14 protein-coding genes are annotated in these 14,227 nt (G+C 73.9%); 9 read left to right on the forward strand and 5 right to left on the reverse strand.

All coding sequences use genetic code 11. The annotated features are described in order from the left end of the window. The first annotated feature begins 108 nt into the window (after window positions 1–108). The 4 genes from C2142_RS27370 (at window position 109) to C2142_RS27385 (ending at window position 4,585) form a co-directional block, all read left to right on the forward strand. The gene (locus tag C2142_RS27370) at window positions 109–1,434 is read left to right on the forward strand and encodes an ammonium transporter (RefSeq protein ID WP_148645408.1); all 1,326 of its coding nucleotides are present in this window, start codon (window positions 109–111) and stop codon (window positions 1,432–1,434) included. After that, window positions 1,431–1,769, forward strand: a complete 339-nt coding sequence (locus C2142_RS27375; protein ID WP_148645409.1) for a P-II family nitrogen regulator — start codon at window positions 1,431–1,433, stop codon at window positions 1,767–1,769. Before C2142_RS27370 ends, C2142_RS27375 begins: the two co-directional genes overlap by 4 nt. 636 nt (window positions 1,770–2,405) lie before the next feature. Continuing rightward, a complete protein-coding gene (locus C2142_RS27380; protein ID WP_148645410.1) occupies window positions 2,406–4,154 on the forward strand; it encodes a carbohydrate-binding module family 20 domain-containing protein in 1,749 nt (582 codons plus the stop codon). A gap of 137 nt (window positions 4,155–4,291) precedes the next feature. Continuing rightward, a complete protein-coding gene (locus C2142_RS27385; protein ID WP_148645411.1) occupies window positions 4,292–4,585 on the forward strand; it encodes a hypothetical protein in 294 nt (97 codons plus the stop codon). On the opposite strand, the gene C2142_RS27390 is transcribed toward C2142_RS27385, so the two are convergent. Continuing rightward, on the reverse strand, window positions 4,567–5,406 hold the full coding sequence (locus C2142_RS27390; RefSeq protein ID WP_148645412.1) for an SDR family oxidoreductase: 840 nt from the start codon (window positions 5,404–5,406) through the stop codon (window positions 4,567–4,569). The genes C2142_RS27385 and C2142_RS27390 overlap by 19 nt on opposite strands. A 391-nt stretch (window positions 5,407–5,797) precedes the next feature. On the opposite strand from C2142_RS27390, the gene C2142_RS27395 reads away from it, so the two are divergent. Together C2142_RS27395 and C2142_RS27400 are read left to right on the forward strand one after the other, a co-directional pair. Further along, a complete protein-coding gene (locus tag C2142_RS27395; RefSeq protein WP_241002806.1) occupies window positions 5,798–6,865 on the forward strand; it encodes an alpha/beta hydrolase-fold protein in 1,068 nt (355 codons plus the stop codon). Window positions 6,866–7,167: 302 nt separating this feature from the next. Further along, window positions 7,168–7,947, forward strand: coding sequence for a hemerythrin domain-containing protein (locus tag C2142_RS27400; protein ID WP_162002554.1), 780 nt, complete (start codon window positions 7,168–7,170; stop codon window positions 7,945–7,947). Window positions 7,948–8,130: 183 nt separating this feature from the next. Here C2142_RS27400 and C2142_RS27405 read toward each other — a convergent pair whose 3' ends face one another. The 3 genes from C2142_RS27405 to C2142_RS27415 all read right to left on the reverse strand — a co-directional run bounded on the left by C2142_RS27405 (window position 8,131) and on the right by C2142_RS27415 (window position 10,119). After that, a complete protein-coding gene (locus C2142_RS27405; RefSeq protein WP_148645414.1) occupies window positions 8,131–8,724 on the reverse strand; it encodes a hypothetical protein in 594 nt (197 codons plus the stop codon). Window positions 8,725–8,965: 241 nt separating this feature from the next. Further along, a complete protein-coding gene (locus tag C2142_RS27410) occupies window positions 8,966–9,511 on the reverse strand; it encodes a DUF1707 and FHA domain-containing protein (protein WP_148645415.1) in 546 nt (181 codons plus the stop codon). A 56-nt stretch (window positions 9,512–9,567) separates the two neighbouring features. After that, window positions 9,568–10,119: a DUF1697 domain-containing protein gene (locus C2142_RS27415; RefSeq protein WP_148645416.1), complete on the reverse strand. Its 552-nt coding sequence runs from the start codon at window positions 10,117–10,119 to the stop codon at window positions 9,568–9,570. Window positions 10,120–10,197: 78 nt separating this feature from the next. On the opposite strand from C2142_RS27415, the gene C2142_RS27420 reads away from it, so the two are divergent. Further along, complete coding sequence (locus tag C2142_RS27420; RefSeq protein WP_148645417.1) at window positions 10,198–10,668, forward strand: pyridoxamine 5'-phosphate oxidase family protein; 471 nt, start codon at window positions 10,198–10,200, stop codon at window positions 10,666–10,668. Between the two features lie 102 nt (window positions 10,669–10,770). Here C2142_RS27420 and C2142_RS27425 read toward each other — a convergent pair whose 3' ends face one another. Further along, entirely contained in the window at window positions 10,771–11,136 is a 366-nt protein-coding gene (locus C2142_RS27425; RefSeq protein WP_148645418.1) for an arsenate reductase family protein, read from the reverse strand. A 142-nt stretch (window positions 11,137–11,278) separates the two neighbouring features. Between C2142_RS27425 and C2142_RS27430 the strand changes: the two genes are divergently transcribed. Both C2142_RS27430 and C2142_RS27435 read left to right on the forward strand, forming a co-directional pair. Then, window positions 11,279–12,496, forward strand: coding sequence for a cytochrome P450 (locus C2142_RS27430; RefSeq protein ID WP_148645419.1), 1,218 nt, complete (start codon window positions 11,279–11,281; stop codon window positions 12,494–12,496). A 197-nt stretch (window positions 12,497–12,693) separates the two neighbouring features. After that, window positions 12,694–13,854 (forward strand): PP2C family protein-serine/threonine phosphatase, encoded by a 1,161-nt coding sequence (locus tag C2142_RS27435; protein ID WP_162002555.1) that lies wholly within the window; start codon window positions 12,694–12,696, stop codon window positions 13,852–13,854. The last annotated feature ends 373 nt before the right edge of the window (window positions 13,855–14,227 follow it).

Consider the following 14,227-nt stretch of genomic DNA (forward strand, 5'->3'; position numbering starts at 1 on the left):
CACGGGCGAAACGTGTCCGTCCGCGACCGGAAACCCGTCCTCGCGACACTCTCCCAACCGCGACCTGCGAACCCCACCCCGACGCAGGCCCTTGGGAAGGCACGCCCTATGTTCCTGGCTGACTCGTCGCCCGGCCTCGACACCGGTGACACCGCCTGGCTGCTGGCCAGCACCGCGCTCGTCCTGCTGATGACCCCCGGTCTGGCGCTCTTCTACGGCGGCATGGTCCGCACCAAGAGCGTACTCAACATGATCATGATGAGCTTCGTCTCGATCGCCGTGGTCACCGTGGTCTGGCTGCTGGCCGGCTACTCGCTGGCGTTCGGCCGGGACGCCGGCGGCTGGGGCCTGATCGGCGGACCGGAGCACCTCGGCATGGCCGGGATCACCCCGTCCTCGCTCACCGGCCACGTGCCCACCGTGCTGTTCGCCACCTTCCAGCTCACCTTCGCGGTCATCACCGCCGCACTGATCAGCGGCGCCATCGCGGACCGGGCGAAGTTCGGCTCCTGGGTGGCCTTCACCGCCGTCTGGACGCTGCTGGTCTACGTCCCGGTCGCGCACTGGGTGTTCGCGCCCGACGGCTGGATCCTGTCGAGGCTCGGCGCGCTGGACTTCGCCGGGGGCACCGTCGTCGAGGTCAACTGCGGTGCCAGCGGCCTGGCCCTGGCACTGCTGCTCGGCCCGCGGATCGGGTTCCGGAAGGAGGCGATGCGCCCGCACAGCCTGCCGCTGGTGCTGCTCGGCGCGGGCCTGCTCTGGTTCGGCTGGTTCGGCTTCAACGCCGGCTCGGCGCTGGGCGCCAACGGCCTGGCCGCGTCCGCCCTGCTCAACACCCAGGCGGCCGGCTGCACCGGGCTGCTCGGCTGGCTGCTGGTGGAGAAGCGGCGGGACGGCCACGCCACCACCCTGGGCGCCGCCTCGGGCGCCGTGGCCGGCCTGGTGGCGATCACCCCGTCCTGCGGCAGCGTCGACCTGGTCGGCGCGCTGGTGATCGGGCTGGCGGCGGGCGTGGTCTGCTCGTACGCGGTCAGCTGGAAGTTCCGGTTCGGCTTCGACGACTCGCTCGACGTGGTGGGCGTGCACTTCGTGGCCGGCGTCATCGGCACCGGGCTGATCGGCCTCTTCGCCACCGCCACGATGACCGGCGGACCGGCCGGCCTGCTGCACGGCGGCGGCCTCGGGCAGCTCGGCAAGCAGCTGGTGGCGGTCGCCGCCGTCGCGGCGTACGCCTTCGCCGCGACCTACGGGATCGGCCGGGCGATCGACCGGGTGATGGGATTCCGCGCCAGCGAGGAACACGAACTCACCGGCCTGGACCTCGCCGTGCACGCCGAGACGGCGTACGATCACGGCGTCCTGGGGCACGGCACGACCGCCCACGCCACCACCACCGTGTTCACGCACCCGTCCGACAGGGCCCCCTCCGCATGAAGCTGATCACCGCGATCGTCAAGCCGTTCAAGCTGGACGAGGTCAAGAACGCGCTGCAGGCCGTCGGCGTGCACGGACTGACCGTCACCGAGGCCAGCGGGTACGGCCGGCAACACGGGCACACCGAGGTCTACCGGGGCGCCGAGTACCGGATCGACCTGGTGCCCAAGGCCCGGATCGAGGTGGTGGTCGAGGACGAGGACGCCGAGCGGGTGATGGACGAGATCGTCCGGGCCGCCCGTACCGGGAAGATCGGGGACGGCAAGGTCTGGGCGGTGCCGGTGGAGTCGATCGTCCGCGTGCGGACCGGCGAACGCGGGCCGGACGCCGTCTAGTTCCCCCTCCTGCCGCCAGGTGTCGTGACCCTGGTGGCTCCGGCTGTCGGTGGCGGTCCGCCGCCACCGCGGGGGGCCCTGACGGCCTGTGGGCCGGCGCCCTGCCGTCGGCGAAGCGGCCGTGGCCGGGGCCGGCCCGCGGACGGCAGGCGGCGGCTCGTGGCGGCCCGCCGTGGGCGTCGCAGGGCGGCGTGAAGGCCGGTGAGGCCGGGCTGTGCCCCTCGATCGGGACCGTCCCCCGCGCCCTGCCTGTCGTCGTGGCGCGCTCGGGGTGCCGAGCCCGTCGGCGGGTTGAGCCGCCTCCGGCCCGCGCCCGGCCCGCGCCCGGCCCGCGTCCGGCTTGCGCTGGTCCCGTGCCGCCTCGGTGTGCCGCTCGTCCGCGCCCGTCCACTCCAGCCCATGCCCGTCCATGCTCGGCCCCTGCCGTCCCCGGCCCCTGCCGTCCCCGGCCGTCCACGCCGGGGCGGGCGGGCGGGAACGTCGCACACGAGCTTTCCGGAGCTGCAGAAACGTTGTTTCCAAGGCCTTGACGGGCCCAGGTCGCGACCCTAAGTTCAGCGCTGCAAGTTTCAGAAAAGTTTCAGCAAGTTTCACGAGCGGTACCCCAGGCTGCCCCCACCCCAGCCCCCAGGAGACATCGTGGTCACCACCGCCCCCACCCGCCGGCCTGCCCGGACGGCCGGCGCGCTCACCGCCTCGGCGGCGCTCGCCCTCTCACTCACCGCGGCGTTCGGCGCCGCCCCCGCCCAGGCCACCCCGCCCGGCAACGGCAAGGACGTCACCGCGACCCTCTTCGAGTGGCGCTTCGACTCCGTCGCCAAGGCCTGCACCGACACCCTCGGCCCGAAGGGCTACGGCTTCGTCGAGGTCTCGCCGCCCCAGGAGCACATCCAGGGCAGCCAGTGGTGGACCTCCTACCAGCCGGTGAGCTACAAGATAGCCGGGCGCCTCGGCGACCGGGCGTCCTTCAAGAGCATGGTCGACACCTGCCACGCGGCCGGCGTCAAGGTGGTCGCCGACTCGGTGATCAACCACATGTCGGCCGGCTCCGGCACCGGCACCGGCGGGACGAACTACAGCAAGTACAACTACCCCGGGTACTACCAGGACCAGGACTTCCACTCCTGCCGCACCGCGATCAGCAACTACGCCGACCGCTCCAACGTGCAGAACTGCGAGCTGGTCAACCTCTCGGACCTCGACACCGGCAGCGCCTACGTCCAGCAGACCATCGCCGGCTACCTGAACGACCTGGCCTCGCTCGGCGTCGACGGCTACCGGATCGACGCCGCCAAGCACATCGCCGCCGCCGACCTCGCCGCGATCAAGTCCCGGACCGCCAACCCCAACGCGTACTGGGTCCAGGAGGTCATCTACGGCGCGGGCGAGCCGATCCAGCCCTCCGAGTACACCGGCACCGGCGACGTCGACGAGTTCCGCTCCGGCACCTGGCTGAAGAGCGCCTTCCAGGGCGGCCGGATCGCCGACCTCGCGAACTGGGGCTCCGGCCTGCTGCCGGGCGACAAGGCCCGCACCTTCGTCGACAACTGGGACACCGAGCGCAACGGCTCCACGCTGACGTACAAGGACGGCTCCGCCTACACCCTGGCCAACGTCTTCATGCTGGCCAACCCGTACGGCGCGCCCAACGTCTACTCCGGCTACGCCTTCGCCGGCCACGACGACGGCCCGCCGAACGGCGGCACCGTCAACGCCTGCTACAGCGACGGCTGGAACTGCACGCACGCCTGGCGGCAGGTGGCCAACATGGTCGGCTTCCGCAACGCGGTGGCGGGCACCGGGATCACCAACTGGTGGTCCGACGGCAACAACGCGATCGCCTTCGGGCGCGGCAACAAGGGCTTCGTGGCGCTGAACCGCGAGTCCGGCCCGGTCACCCAGACCTTCCAGACCTCGCTGCCGGCCGGTTCGTACTGCGACGTCCAGCACGGCGACCCGGCCGCGGGCGGCTGCACCGGGCCGTCGTACACCGTCGGTTCGGACGGCCGGTTCACCGCCACCGTCGGCGCGGGCGACGCGGTGGCGCTGTACGTCGGCGCGCCGGGCGGCTCCGGCGGCGGCAACCCGGTGGGCGGCGGCGCGTCCTTCGGGGTCAACGCGACCACCGTCTACGGCCAGAACATCTACGTGGCCGGCAGCACCGCCGCGCTCGGCGGCTGGGACACCGGGAAGGCGCTGCTGCTCTCCTCGGCCGCCTACCCGGTCTGGAAGCTGGACGTGGCGATGGCCGCCGGTACCGCGTTCGAGTACAAGTACATCCGCAAGGACGCCGCCGGGAACGTCACCTGGGAGTCCGGTGCCAACCGGACCGCGACCGTGCCGGCCTCCGGCCAGGTCGTGCTGAACGACACCTGGCGCAACTGACCCCGGCTCCGCACCGACGGCCGCCTCCCGCGCACGACGGGGGCGGCCGTCAGCCTGTCGTGCCGGAGGATCGCCCGGGTGGGTGGCTTCACGGAGTCCAAACCCCCGGGTCGGGTGAACGCTGCCATCATCGCGGGATGAGCACCACCCCCGTCGTCCTCGACGTCGAACTCTGCGGCGGCCGCTGGGACGGCCGCCGCCAGCGCGTCAACGCCGCCACCCCGCCGCCCTCGCTGCGGATGGTCCTGCGCGCCGAACTGCCCGCCACCGAGGCCGGCGAGTACTGGCCGACCACCAGCGTCTACCGGCTGGACGAGGAGGGCGGCCGGCGGCCGCTACCGCCACTCCCACGACGAGTAGCGCCGGCTGCCCCGGCTCCTCCCGCGGTGGCGGCGCCGGCCCCCGGACCGGCTCAGCCCCGCCCGATGTAGGGCATGGCGGTCGCCATCACCGTGGCGAACTGCACGTTGGCCTCCAGTGGCAGCCCCGCCATGTGCCGCACGGTGCGGGCCACGTCGGCGACGTCCATGGTCGGCTCCACCGCGACCCGCCCGTCCGCCTGCCGCACGCCGACGCTCATCGCGGCCGTCATGTCGGTCGCGGCGTTGCCGATGTCGATCTGCCCGCAGGCGATCCGGTACGGACGGCCGTCCAGCGACAGCGACTTGGTGAGCCCGGTGACGGCGTGCTTGGTCGCGGTGTACGCGATCGACTGCGGGCGCGGCACGTGGGCCGAGATCGAGCCGTTGTTGATGATCCGGCCGCCCCGAGGGTCCTGGGCCTTCATCCGCCGGAACGCGGCCTGCGCGCAGAGGAAGGCCCCGGTCAGGTTGAGGTCGACCACGGCCCGCCACTCGGCGACGTCCAGCTCGTCCACCGGGGTCGGCGCGCCGAACGTCCCGGCGTTGTTGAACAGCAGGTCGACCCGGCCGAACCGCTCGGCGGCCGTCGCGAACAGCGCGTCCACCGCCGCCGGGTCGGTGACGTCGGTCGGTACCACGGCCGCCGCGCCGCCCGCCGCGCCGCCCGCCGCGCCGCCCGCCGCGCCGCCCGCCGCGCCGCCCGCCGCGCCGGCTGTCCCGTCGTCGTCCGCCCCGGCCGCGGCCGCCGCGCAGAGCCCCGCCGTCCCGTGCAGCGGCGCCTCCCGCCGGCCGGCCAGCACCAGCCGCCAGCCGGCGGCGGCCAGCTCCACGGCCACGGCGCGGCCCACCCCGCTCCCGGCTCCGGTGACGACGGCGATCTGCTGGGGCATGGCGGGCTCCTCGGACGCTGGGACGGGCGAACTGATCGTCCCCGATCGGGCCCCCGGGGTCACTGGTACGAGGGCCCAAAGCGCGGCGGGCCCGGCACGCGCGCGACTGTGCTCCCCGCCGTCCGGCGGGGACGCCCCCCGCCGATCGGCAGGGCTGTCGAAAGCCTTTACCGGATCGGGAACAAACATTGGATTGACGCTGGTCCTACCGCAACCGGCTCGCCCCGGCCCACGTCATAAGATCGCAGGACGGCACGCCTCCGCGAGGGGCGGCGCGCCGCCTCCCGGGGGCCACGGACGATGTCGTGCCCCCGGCCTGTCCGGCCCCACCCGGGGGCCACCGCCCGGCTCCCGACGGAGCGGGCGCGACACCGGTCGGAGAGTCCTCACCGTGCAGCCGCAGTCCACCCGTATCCGCGCCGTCCTGACCGGCGCCGCCGCCTTCACCCTGGCCGCCTCGCTGGCGGCCTGCGGCAGTACGGACGCCGGCGGGAAGAAGGGGGACAACGCCAAGGCCGCCGGCACGGCCGGCGCGAGCGGCAGCACCGCCCCCGGCTCCCCGTCGGCCGCCGGAAGCACCTCCGCGGCGCCCGCCAGCACGACCCCGACCGCCTCGGGGAAGGTCCTGATGCCCACCGGCCCGGCCGCGGCCCTCGCCAAGGCCCGGGACACCGCCGCCGGCCAGATCCTGGTGACCACGCTGGCCGGTCCCAAGTCGGGTGTCTCCGGCAAGGTCTGGGTCTGGCTGCCGCCCGAGTACAACGACCCGAAGTTCGCCAAGACCGGCTTCCCGGTGCTCACCCTCTTCGCGGGGGGCCAGAGCAACGGCTACAACACCTGGACCGACGACCAGCTGCCGATCCAGCAGGAGGACGCCGAGCTGTCCAAGGCCGGCAAGGCGCACCCGTTCATCATGATCATGCCGGTGCAGAACTTCAACAGCGACGAGAAGAACGCCCTGGACTGCGCCGACATCCCCGGCCAGCCCAAGATGGGCACCTGGATGGCCGAGGACATCCCGGACTTCGTCCGCGCCAACTTCCGCACCGTGAAGGGCCGTGACGGTTGGGGCCTGATGGGCGCCTCCACCGGCGCGTTCTGCAGCGCGAAGCTGGCCCTGCAGCACCCGGACAAGTTCAAGGCGGCCGTGCCGATCGACGGCTACTTCAACCCGGACTCGGGGCTCTGGAAGGGCCACGAGGCCGAGCGGCAGGCCAACAGCCCCGAGACGATGGTCGCCCTGGGCAAGGCCGACGTGAAGATGCTCGTCACCGCCGGCGGCGCCAACGCGTACGAGACCAAGCTGGTCAAGGCGTGGGTCGCCAAGGCCACTCCGCCGCTCGCCATCGAGTACTACGAGCAGCCCGGTGGCAAGCACCTCACCAGCGACTTCAAGAAGATGATCCCGGACACCCTGCAGTGGCTCACCAAGAACCTGGCGGGCCCGCAGAGCGACTGACCCGCAGAGCGACCGCCCTCGGGAGCGACCGGCCCGAGCCGACCGCTCGACCGCACGACCCGCGCTGATCCGCTGACCTGCCGCCCAGCGCGGCCGCCGACGGCCCGGCCCCTTCCCGGGGGCCGGGCCGTCGGCTTCGGCGCCGGGCCCTCCGGGGCGCCCGCAGGGCGCTGACCTGCACGTCAATCGGACATTGATTCGGCTCTGATCGACTACGGCCACTGTGGTGGGACCGCCTACCGCCAGCCGCGAATCCGCCCATGGCGATTCCACCAGCCGTGCCAAGTCGTGAAGAGAGTGCCATGCCGAGCCATCTGCTGCCCGTAGCGTCCCCGCCCGCAGCCCCCGCCCAGGGGGGCTCCGACCGTGAGCACGCCGCCGGCGAGGAGCCGCGGGCCGTCCGGTTCGCCGGACTGCGGCTCGTGCACGCCGCGCTCCGCCGCGACCTGTCGCGGCTGCCCAACTCGCTGCGGCTGCTCCAGCCCGGCGAGGACGACAAGGGCGAGGCGCTGCTGCGGCACTGGCACTTCGTCAACACGATGCTGACCTGCCATCACGAGCAGCAGGACACCCGGATCTGGCCGATCGTCCGCCGCTTCGCGCCCGAGCTGCGGCTGCTGCTCAACTGGCTGGAAGCGGACCACCACAACCTCGACCACTCGTTCACCCGGGTCAGCACCCTGGTCCGGATCGCCAGCCGGGACGCGGGCAGCGCCTGGCCGGTCGCCTACGCGATGGAGGACCTCGCGGCCCGGCTGGAGACCCACCTGCGGATCGAGGAGCGCCAACTGCTGCCGCGGATGGAGCTGGTGTTCACGGAGACCTCCCGGGTCGGCAGCCTGCCCGAGCTGCTGGACCTGCTGCGCTCCGCCGACGGCCCCGGCACCGCGGACGCGCTCGCCTGGCTGCTGGACGGCGTCGAGCCGGCGCTGGTCGAGCGGCTGATCGCGGACTGCGACGACGACGTGGCCCGCAACTGGCCGCACTGGCAGTCCACCTACCAGCGCTGCACCGCGCAGCTCTGGGGCCGGGCCGACATCCGGGACGGCGCCGCGGACATCCTGGGAGGCGCCGCCGAGTGACCGGAGGCCGCTTTTTCGGGCCGGTGATCTACGCGCGTGGCATATGCCTGTGCCACCTGCCCGAGGGATATGCCAGACCTGCCGGGCGTCAGCGGAGCCCGGGCCGGGCCGGGTGTCCCGGCAGGTCGGCCGGGTCGTCGGTGGCCGGCCCGAGGCAGCCGTCCGGCGGCGGGCCGTCGACGGCTACTCGGGCAGCCGGTTGAGCCAGGTCAGCGGGGTGACCGCGATGGCCTTGCCCGGCGAGCCGTCCCACTCCACCGGCAGGCCGGCCGCCTCCAGGGCTGACACCACCTCGCGGCCGATCTCCACCGTGCGCCGCTCCGCCGACTCCTTGGACTCGCCCTCGGCCCGGAACCCGCCGTACCGCAGCATCAGCCCGCGCCCGGCGGCCGCGCCCTCGGTGTCCTGCTGGTGGAAGAAGACGAAGCCGCGCGAGTCCTCCTCGGCCTCGCCGCCGATCTCGTCGTAGCCGCAGCTCGCGCAGCAGGTGAAGTCCATCGCCGCGACGATGCCTTGTTCCTCCAGGGCGTCGAACGCCTCCTCCAGCCGGTCCACGTCGGTCGTCTCCGGCCAGGACGCCTGCTCGGCCAGCCGCTCCCGCCAGAGCGGGGCGACGATCTCCTCGGCGTCCTCCTCCTCAAGTCCCTGGTCCTCGAACTCCTCGACCAGGGACTCGGCTATCTCGTCCTGCTCCTGGAAGCCGCACCGGATCAACTCGCGGGCACGCTCCTCGGCCTCGCGCCGTACGTCGAAGGTGAGCTCGGTTTCCTGGTTCATGACCGCATCCTCGCACCGGCCACCGACACCCGCTCCGCCGGGCCCCCGGGTACGGCCGTCCGCCGGTGACCTCGCTGCCCGAAGGCCCCCTGACGACCAGTCCGACGGCCTGCCCTGACGGCCAGCGGGCCCGCCTGACGGCCCGTCCGGCTGATGCGGATCGCCGGTGTGCGGGCGGTGGCCCGTCAGGTCGCCTCCGCGTCCGGGGAGTTCCGCGCCGGCTCCCGGCCGGGGGCCGGGCTCAGCCCGAGGCGAGCCGGAACTCCAGGTTGCCGAAGCGGACCTGGTCGCCCGGGCGCACCCGGACCCCGCCCGCGATCCGCAGGCCGTTCACGTGGGTGCCGTTGGTCGAGCCGAGGTCGTACAGCACCCAGTCGGTGCCCTCCCGCCGCAGCTCGGCGTGGTTGCGCGAGACCGAGATGTCGTGCAGCCGCAGCCCGGACCCGGGGACCCGTCCGATCGTCAGCTTCCGTTCCCCCGACTGCGGCAGGCTCAGTCCGGGCAGCCGTTCGATCCGCCAGGCCCCGCGCAGCCGTACGCCGAACGCCGAGACCTGGCCGACCGTCCGCAGCAGGAAGCGCCCGACCGGGTTCCCGGCCGGCAGGCCCGCCATCGCCTGGTCCAGCTCGGCCCGGGTGCCGGCGTGCAGCACGAGCTCCATCCGGCCGAGGAAGGTGTCGTGCGAGAGCCGGCCGCTGCCCGCGCCCTCCCGCAGCACTCCGAGCGCGTGCTCGCGCTCGACCTCGGACGGCCGGACCACGTGGGTCCGGATCTCAGGAGACGTCATGGCCCGATTGTCGACTCACCGGCCCCCACCTGTCCAGATTGCGGTCCTTCGCCGCGTCAGCTCTTCCTGGCGGCGGCCAGGATCTTGACGGTGGTGTGCAGGAACCGTGCGGTGGCCGAGCCCCGGTAGGACCTGCCGAAGAGCTTGGCGGGGGCGTTCCACCGTCCGTCCCGGAGATGGACCACCACGTAGGCGGTGCCGTCGTCGGCGCCGATCACCTCGTAGTCGCCCTTGGGGGAGGTGTACGGGACGGGGAAGTCCGCCGGCAGCGGCTCGGAGAGGAAGTTGACCACCAGCCGGATGTCCGGCGTGACCTCGATGCCCGCGAACGGCTCGGCGGCGAGCAGCGCCTCGACCTCCTCGACGGTGCGCAGCATCACCGGGACGGGGTAGCCGAGCGCCTCCGCCAGGTGCTGCTCGATGCGCCCGGCGAGTGCGGCGCGGTCTGGCTCGTCGGTGGTGAAGAAGACGTTGCCGCTCTGGATGTACGAGCGCACGCCGCCGAGGCCCAACTCGCCGAACAGGGCCCGCAGCCGTTCCATCTTCACCGTCCGGCCGGCGACGTTGACGGCCCGCAGGAAGGCGATGTACGTGGTCGTGGTGGTCACCGGGCCAGTCTGGCACCGGCCACGACGGACGCCGCGGCCGCATCGGCGGTTGTCGGCCCCCGGTGCCAGACTGACGCCATGGCTACCTGGCAGGATTTCGAGCACGAGGAACCCGATCTGGCCTCCGCCGTGCGGGCCCGTTTCGAGGCCAACAAGCACCACGTCCTGGCGACGCTGCGCAAGGACGGTTCACCCCGGGTGAGCGGCACCGAGGTGGAGTTCGTCGGCGCCGACCTCACCCTCGGGTCGATGTTCGGCGCGGTGAAGGCCCGCGACCTCCAGCGGGACGGCCGCTTCGCGCTGCACGCCCACCCGGGCGACGAGACGATGGAGGGCGGGGACTCCAAGGTCTCCGGCCGCGCCGTCGAGATCACCGACGAGGTCGAGCTGGCCGCCTGGGAGGCCGATCTCCCGGAGCCGCCGCCCGGCCCGTTCCACGCCTTCCGGCTGGAGCTGGAGCAGGTGGTGCACACCACCGTGGGCGAAGACCACCTGTGGATCACGTCCTGGCGCCCGGGCGAGCCGGTGAAACGCGTCCAGCGGCACTGAGGCGGCACTGAGGCGGCACCGGCCGCGGCACTGACGGAGGTACCGACGGCGGCACCGGCGGAGGCGGGAGGCCCCGCCGCCGCCGGTGACCCCCGGCCGGGATCAGCCCCGCTGCGGCAGGACCGACTTGAGGGCGTCGGGCGTCCGGGCGACGACGGCGTGGCCGTCGTCCGCGGTGATGATCGGGCGCTGGATCAGGATCGGGTGCGAGGCCATCGCCGCGATCCAGCGGGCCCGGTCGCCCGGTTCCCTGGTCCACTTCTTCATCCCGAGGTCCTTGGCGGACTGCTCGTCGAGCCTGGTGATGTCCCACGGCTCCAGACCCAGCCGCTCCAGCACCTGCTCCAGCTCGGCGGCGGTCGGCGGGTCCTCCAGGTAGCGCCGCACGGTGTACTCGGCGCCCACGGCCTCCAGCTCGCCGAGCGCCGTTCGGCACTTCCCGCAGCGCGGGTTGATCCAGATCTCCATACGGCCAGCGTACCGACCGCCCGCCCCGGCGCAGGCGAACCGGAGGCGGGCCGGGCACGGCCGGCCGAGGCCGTACGGGAACTTCCCTCCGCCCACGGAGGGTTGAGAGGCCAGGGCTCGGGTCTCGGGAGGGGAGCACCGGATGGACGGCGCATCGATCATCGAACAGCTGATGACCGCCGGGGGCAGGGCGGATCCGTACCCGCTCTATGCGCGGGCGCACGAGCTGGGCGCGGCCGCCTCCGCCGGGCCGGGCACCGTCCTGGCCATCGGGCACGCCGCCGCGGGCCAGGTGCTGCGCAACCCGGCCTTCGCGTTGGAGGACACCGAGACGCTGGTGCTGTCCGACCCGGTCCTCGCCCGGCACTCCTCGGTCACCCTGCTCGGCCGCTCGATCCTCCAGCGCAACGCGCCCGACCACGGCCGGGTCCGCTCGTTGATCGCCTCGGCGTTCAACGCCCGCCGGGTGGCCGCGCTGCGGCCGGCCGTGGTGGCGGCCACCGGCCGACTGCTGGAGGGCATGGCGGAGAGCGGCGAGGACGGCTCGCCCGTCGACTTCATGGACGCCTTCGCCTTCCGGCTGCCCGTCGAGGTGATCTGCGAGCTGCTCGGCGTCCCCGGGCCGGACCGCTTCCGCTTCCGCGGCCTCGCGGGAGACCTCACCATCGCGCTGGAGATGGTGCAGGACCTCGACGAGCTCACCGCCGCCGACGAGGCCGCCGACGAGCTGTCCGGCTACTTCACGGAGCTGGTGGCCCAGCGCCTGGCCCACCCCCGGGACGACCTGGTCAGCGACCTCGCCCGGACCGCCGTGGACGCCCCCGGCCGGATCTCCGGCGCCGAACTGCTGGCCAACCTGGTGCTGCTGCTGGTGGCCGGCTTCGAGACCACCACCAACCTGCTGGGCAACGGGCTCGCCCTGCTCTTCCGCCACCCGGCGGTGATGGACGGCCTGCGGACCGGCTCGGTCGCCCCCGCGCTGCTCACCGACGAGGTGCTCCGCCACGACTCGCCGGTCCAGCTCACCGTCCGGGTCGCGGCCGCCGAGGGGCTCGCCGTGGGCGGTGTGCCGACGCCGCCCGGGACCGTGGTCGTGGTCCTGCTGGGCGCGGCCAACCACGACCCGGCCCGCTACCACCGCCCGGAGCTGTTCGACCCGGGCCGCACCGACAGCCAGCCGCTCAGCTTCGGCGGCGGCCCGCACTACTGCCTGGGCTCCCAGCTGGCCCGGCTGGAGGCGGAGGTCGCCGTGCCGGCCCTGCTGGACCGCTTCCCCCGGCTGGCCCCCGGCGGCGTGTCCACCCGCCGGGACCGCCTGGTCCTGCGCGGCTACGAGACCCTGCCGGTCACCGTGCGCTGACCCCGGCCGGGCGCCGCGGAGACCGGGGGCCGCGGAGCCCGGGGGCCGCGGAGCCCGGGGCGTTCGGCCCCGGTGGCCGGGACCAACGGAAGGCGCCGCCGCGCCGCCGGTGGGGGAGCATGGAAGGGCGAACCGGTCGTCCCGGAGCGGTCCGCCCCGGACCGGTGCCCCCACCGGCCGGCCAGGAGGTCTCCGTCGTGCCCGCAGCTCCCCGCCCGCCGCACCCGGTGGCCGAGGACCTGAAGCCGCCGCGCTGGGTGGCCTGGCTCCCGGCGGTCCTGGTGGTGCTCGACCTGGCGGCCGAGGCGGTCGTCCCGGACGCCGTCGCGGCCGGTTTCCTGCTGACCGCGCTGCCGGTCGTGGTGGCGTTCAGCTACGGCCCGGCCGTCACCGCGGGCGCCACGGCCGGCGCCCTCGGCCTCCAACTGCTGCTGGCCCAGCGCGCCGGGCACCTGAGCGAGCAGCACCACGTCTGGGTGTACATCTCCACGCTGCTCGCCGGGGTGATGGGCACCGCCCTGTCCTGGCAGCGGATCCGGCAGGGCCGTACCCTGCTGCGCGCCCGTACGGTGGCCGAGACCCTGCAACGGACCGTCCTGCGCCCCGTCCCCGAACGGGCCGGCGGCCTGCGGGTGGCGGGCCTGTACCGCCCGGCCGAGGCCGAGGTGCTGGTCGGCGGCGACCTCTACGAGGTCTGCGACACCCGCTTCGGCGCCCGGGTGCTGCTGGGTGACGTCCGGGGCAAGGGCCTCGGCGCGGTCCGGACGGTGGCGGACGTGCTCGGCGCCTTCCGGGCGACCGCCCACGACACCGCCGGCCTGGTCGAACTGGCCGAGCAGCTGGACCGTGCGGTCCTGCGCGACGCGGCCGCCCGGGGCGACGAGGAGCTGTTCGTGACCGCCGTCCTGCTCCAGTACCGGCCCGGCGCGGAGTACGTGGAGATCGTCAACCGGGGTCACGTCACGCCGCTGCTGCTCTCCGGCCACACCATCACACCGGTGCGCTGCCCGTTCGAGCTGCCGCTCGGCCTCGGCAGCCTCGGCCGGGCCGCGTCCGGCGAGCCGGGCGCGCCCGCCGTGCCCGAGGTGCGGGCCGTGCCCGCCGTGCCCACGGTGCCCGAGGTGCAGACCGGGCCCGCGGCCGTGGCCCTCCCGCCCGGCCACACCCTGCTGCTCTACACCGACGGTGTGAGCGAGGCCCGTGACGCCGCCGGCGCCTTCTACCCGCTGGCCCGCCGCCTGGCCACGCTCGGCACGACCGCCCCGGACCGCCTGGTCTCCTTCCTCGCCCGCGACGTCCACGCCTACGCCGGCGCGCTCGCCGACGACCTCGCCGTCCTCGCCCTCGCCCGGGAGTGACCGCGGCCGGGAGTGACCGCTGCGGGGAGTGACCTCGCCCCGGACCGACCGCGGCCGGGATCGGCCGTGGCGGTGTCGTCCCACCTCGTCTACGTCACGCCGCCCGGTTCGCCAGGGCGAGGCGGACAGATCGATTTCCTCCCACGGGTGCGGGATGCTGGAAAGCGGCCTTCAACCGGTCGAGCGCAGCCGGTCCCGCCCGGGTGGCCGGTTCGGATTCCCGGCCCCGCCTTTTCGCCGGAAGGGACACGGACGGTGGCGGTACCTGCGTGGGAGCCGGAGGCGCTCGACGCCGAGGAGGCATCGGTGTCCGGAACCTCGACGGAGAGGCCGGCGGTTCGACCGGCGAGGGCGGCGCGGTCCGGGTGCGGTT

It is taken from the genome of Streptomyces sp. CB01881 (genome assembly GCF_002953255.1).
Lineage (GTDB): Bacteria > Actinomycetota > Actinomycetes > Streptomycetales > Streptomycetaceae > Kitasatospora.

Excerpts from the sequence above, each read along its gene's own strand:
- C2142_RS27405 (WP_148645414.1), bottom strand. The coding sequence starts at position 8,724 with ATGAACCAGGAAACCGAGCTCACCTTCGACGTACGGCGCGAGGCCGAG.
- C2142_RS27400 (WP_162002554.1), top strand. The coding sequence starts at position 7,168 with ATGCCGAGCCATCTGCTGCCCGTAGCGTCCCCGCCCGCAGCCCCCGCC.
- C2142_RS27390 (WP_148645412.1), bottom strand. The coding sequence starts at position 5,406 with ATGCCCCAGCAGATCGCCGTCGTCACCGGAGCCGGGAGCGGGGTGGGC.
- C2142_RS27370 (WP_148645408.1), top strand. The coding sequence starts at position 109 with ATGTTCCTGGCTGACTCGTCGCCCGGCCTCGACACCGGTGACACCGCC.
- C2142_RS27430 (WP_148645419.1), top strand. The coding sequence starts at position 11,279 with ATGGACGGCGCATCGATCATCGAACAGCTGATGACCGCCGGGGGCAGG.
- C2142_RS27385 (WP_148645411.1), top strand. The coding sequence starts at position 4,292 with ATGAGCACCACCCCCGTCGTCCTCGACGTCGAACTCTGCGGCGGCCGC.
- C2142_RS27410 (WP_148645415.1), bottom strand. The coding sequence starts at position 9,511 with ATGACGTCTCCTGAGATCCGGACCCACGTGGTCCGGCCGTCCGAGGTC.
- C2142_RS27375 (WP_148645409.1), top strand. The coding sequence starts at position 1,431 with ATGAAGCTGATCACCGCGATCGTCAAGCCGTTCAAGCTGGACGAGGTC.
- C2142_RS27420 (WP_148645417.1), top strand. The coding sequence starts at position 10,198 with ATGGCTACCTGGCAGGATTTCGAGCACGAGGAACCCGATCTGGCCTCC.
- C2142_RS27425 (WP_148645418.1), bottom strand. The coding sequence starts at position 11,136 with ATGGAGATCTGGATCAACCCGCGCTGCGGGAAGTGCCGAACGGCGCTC.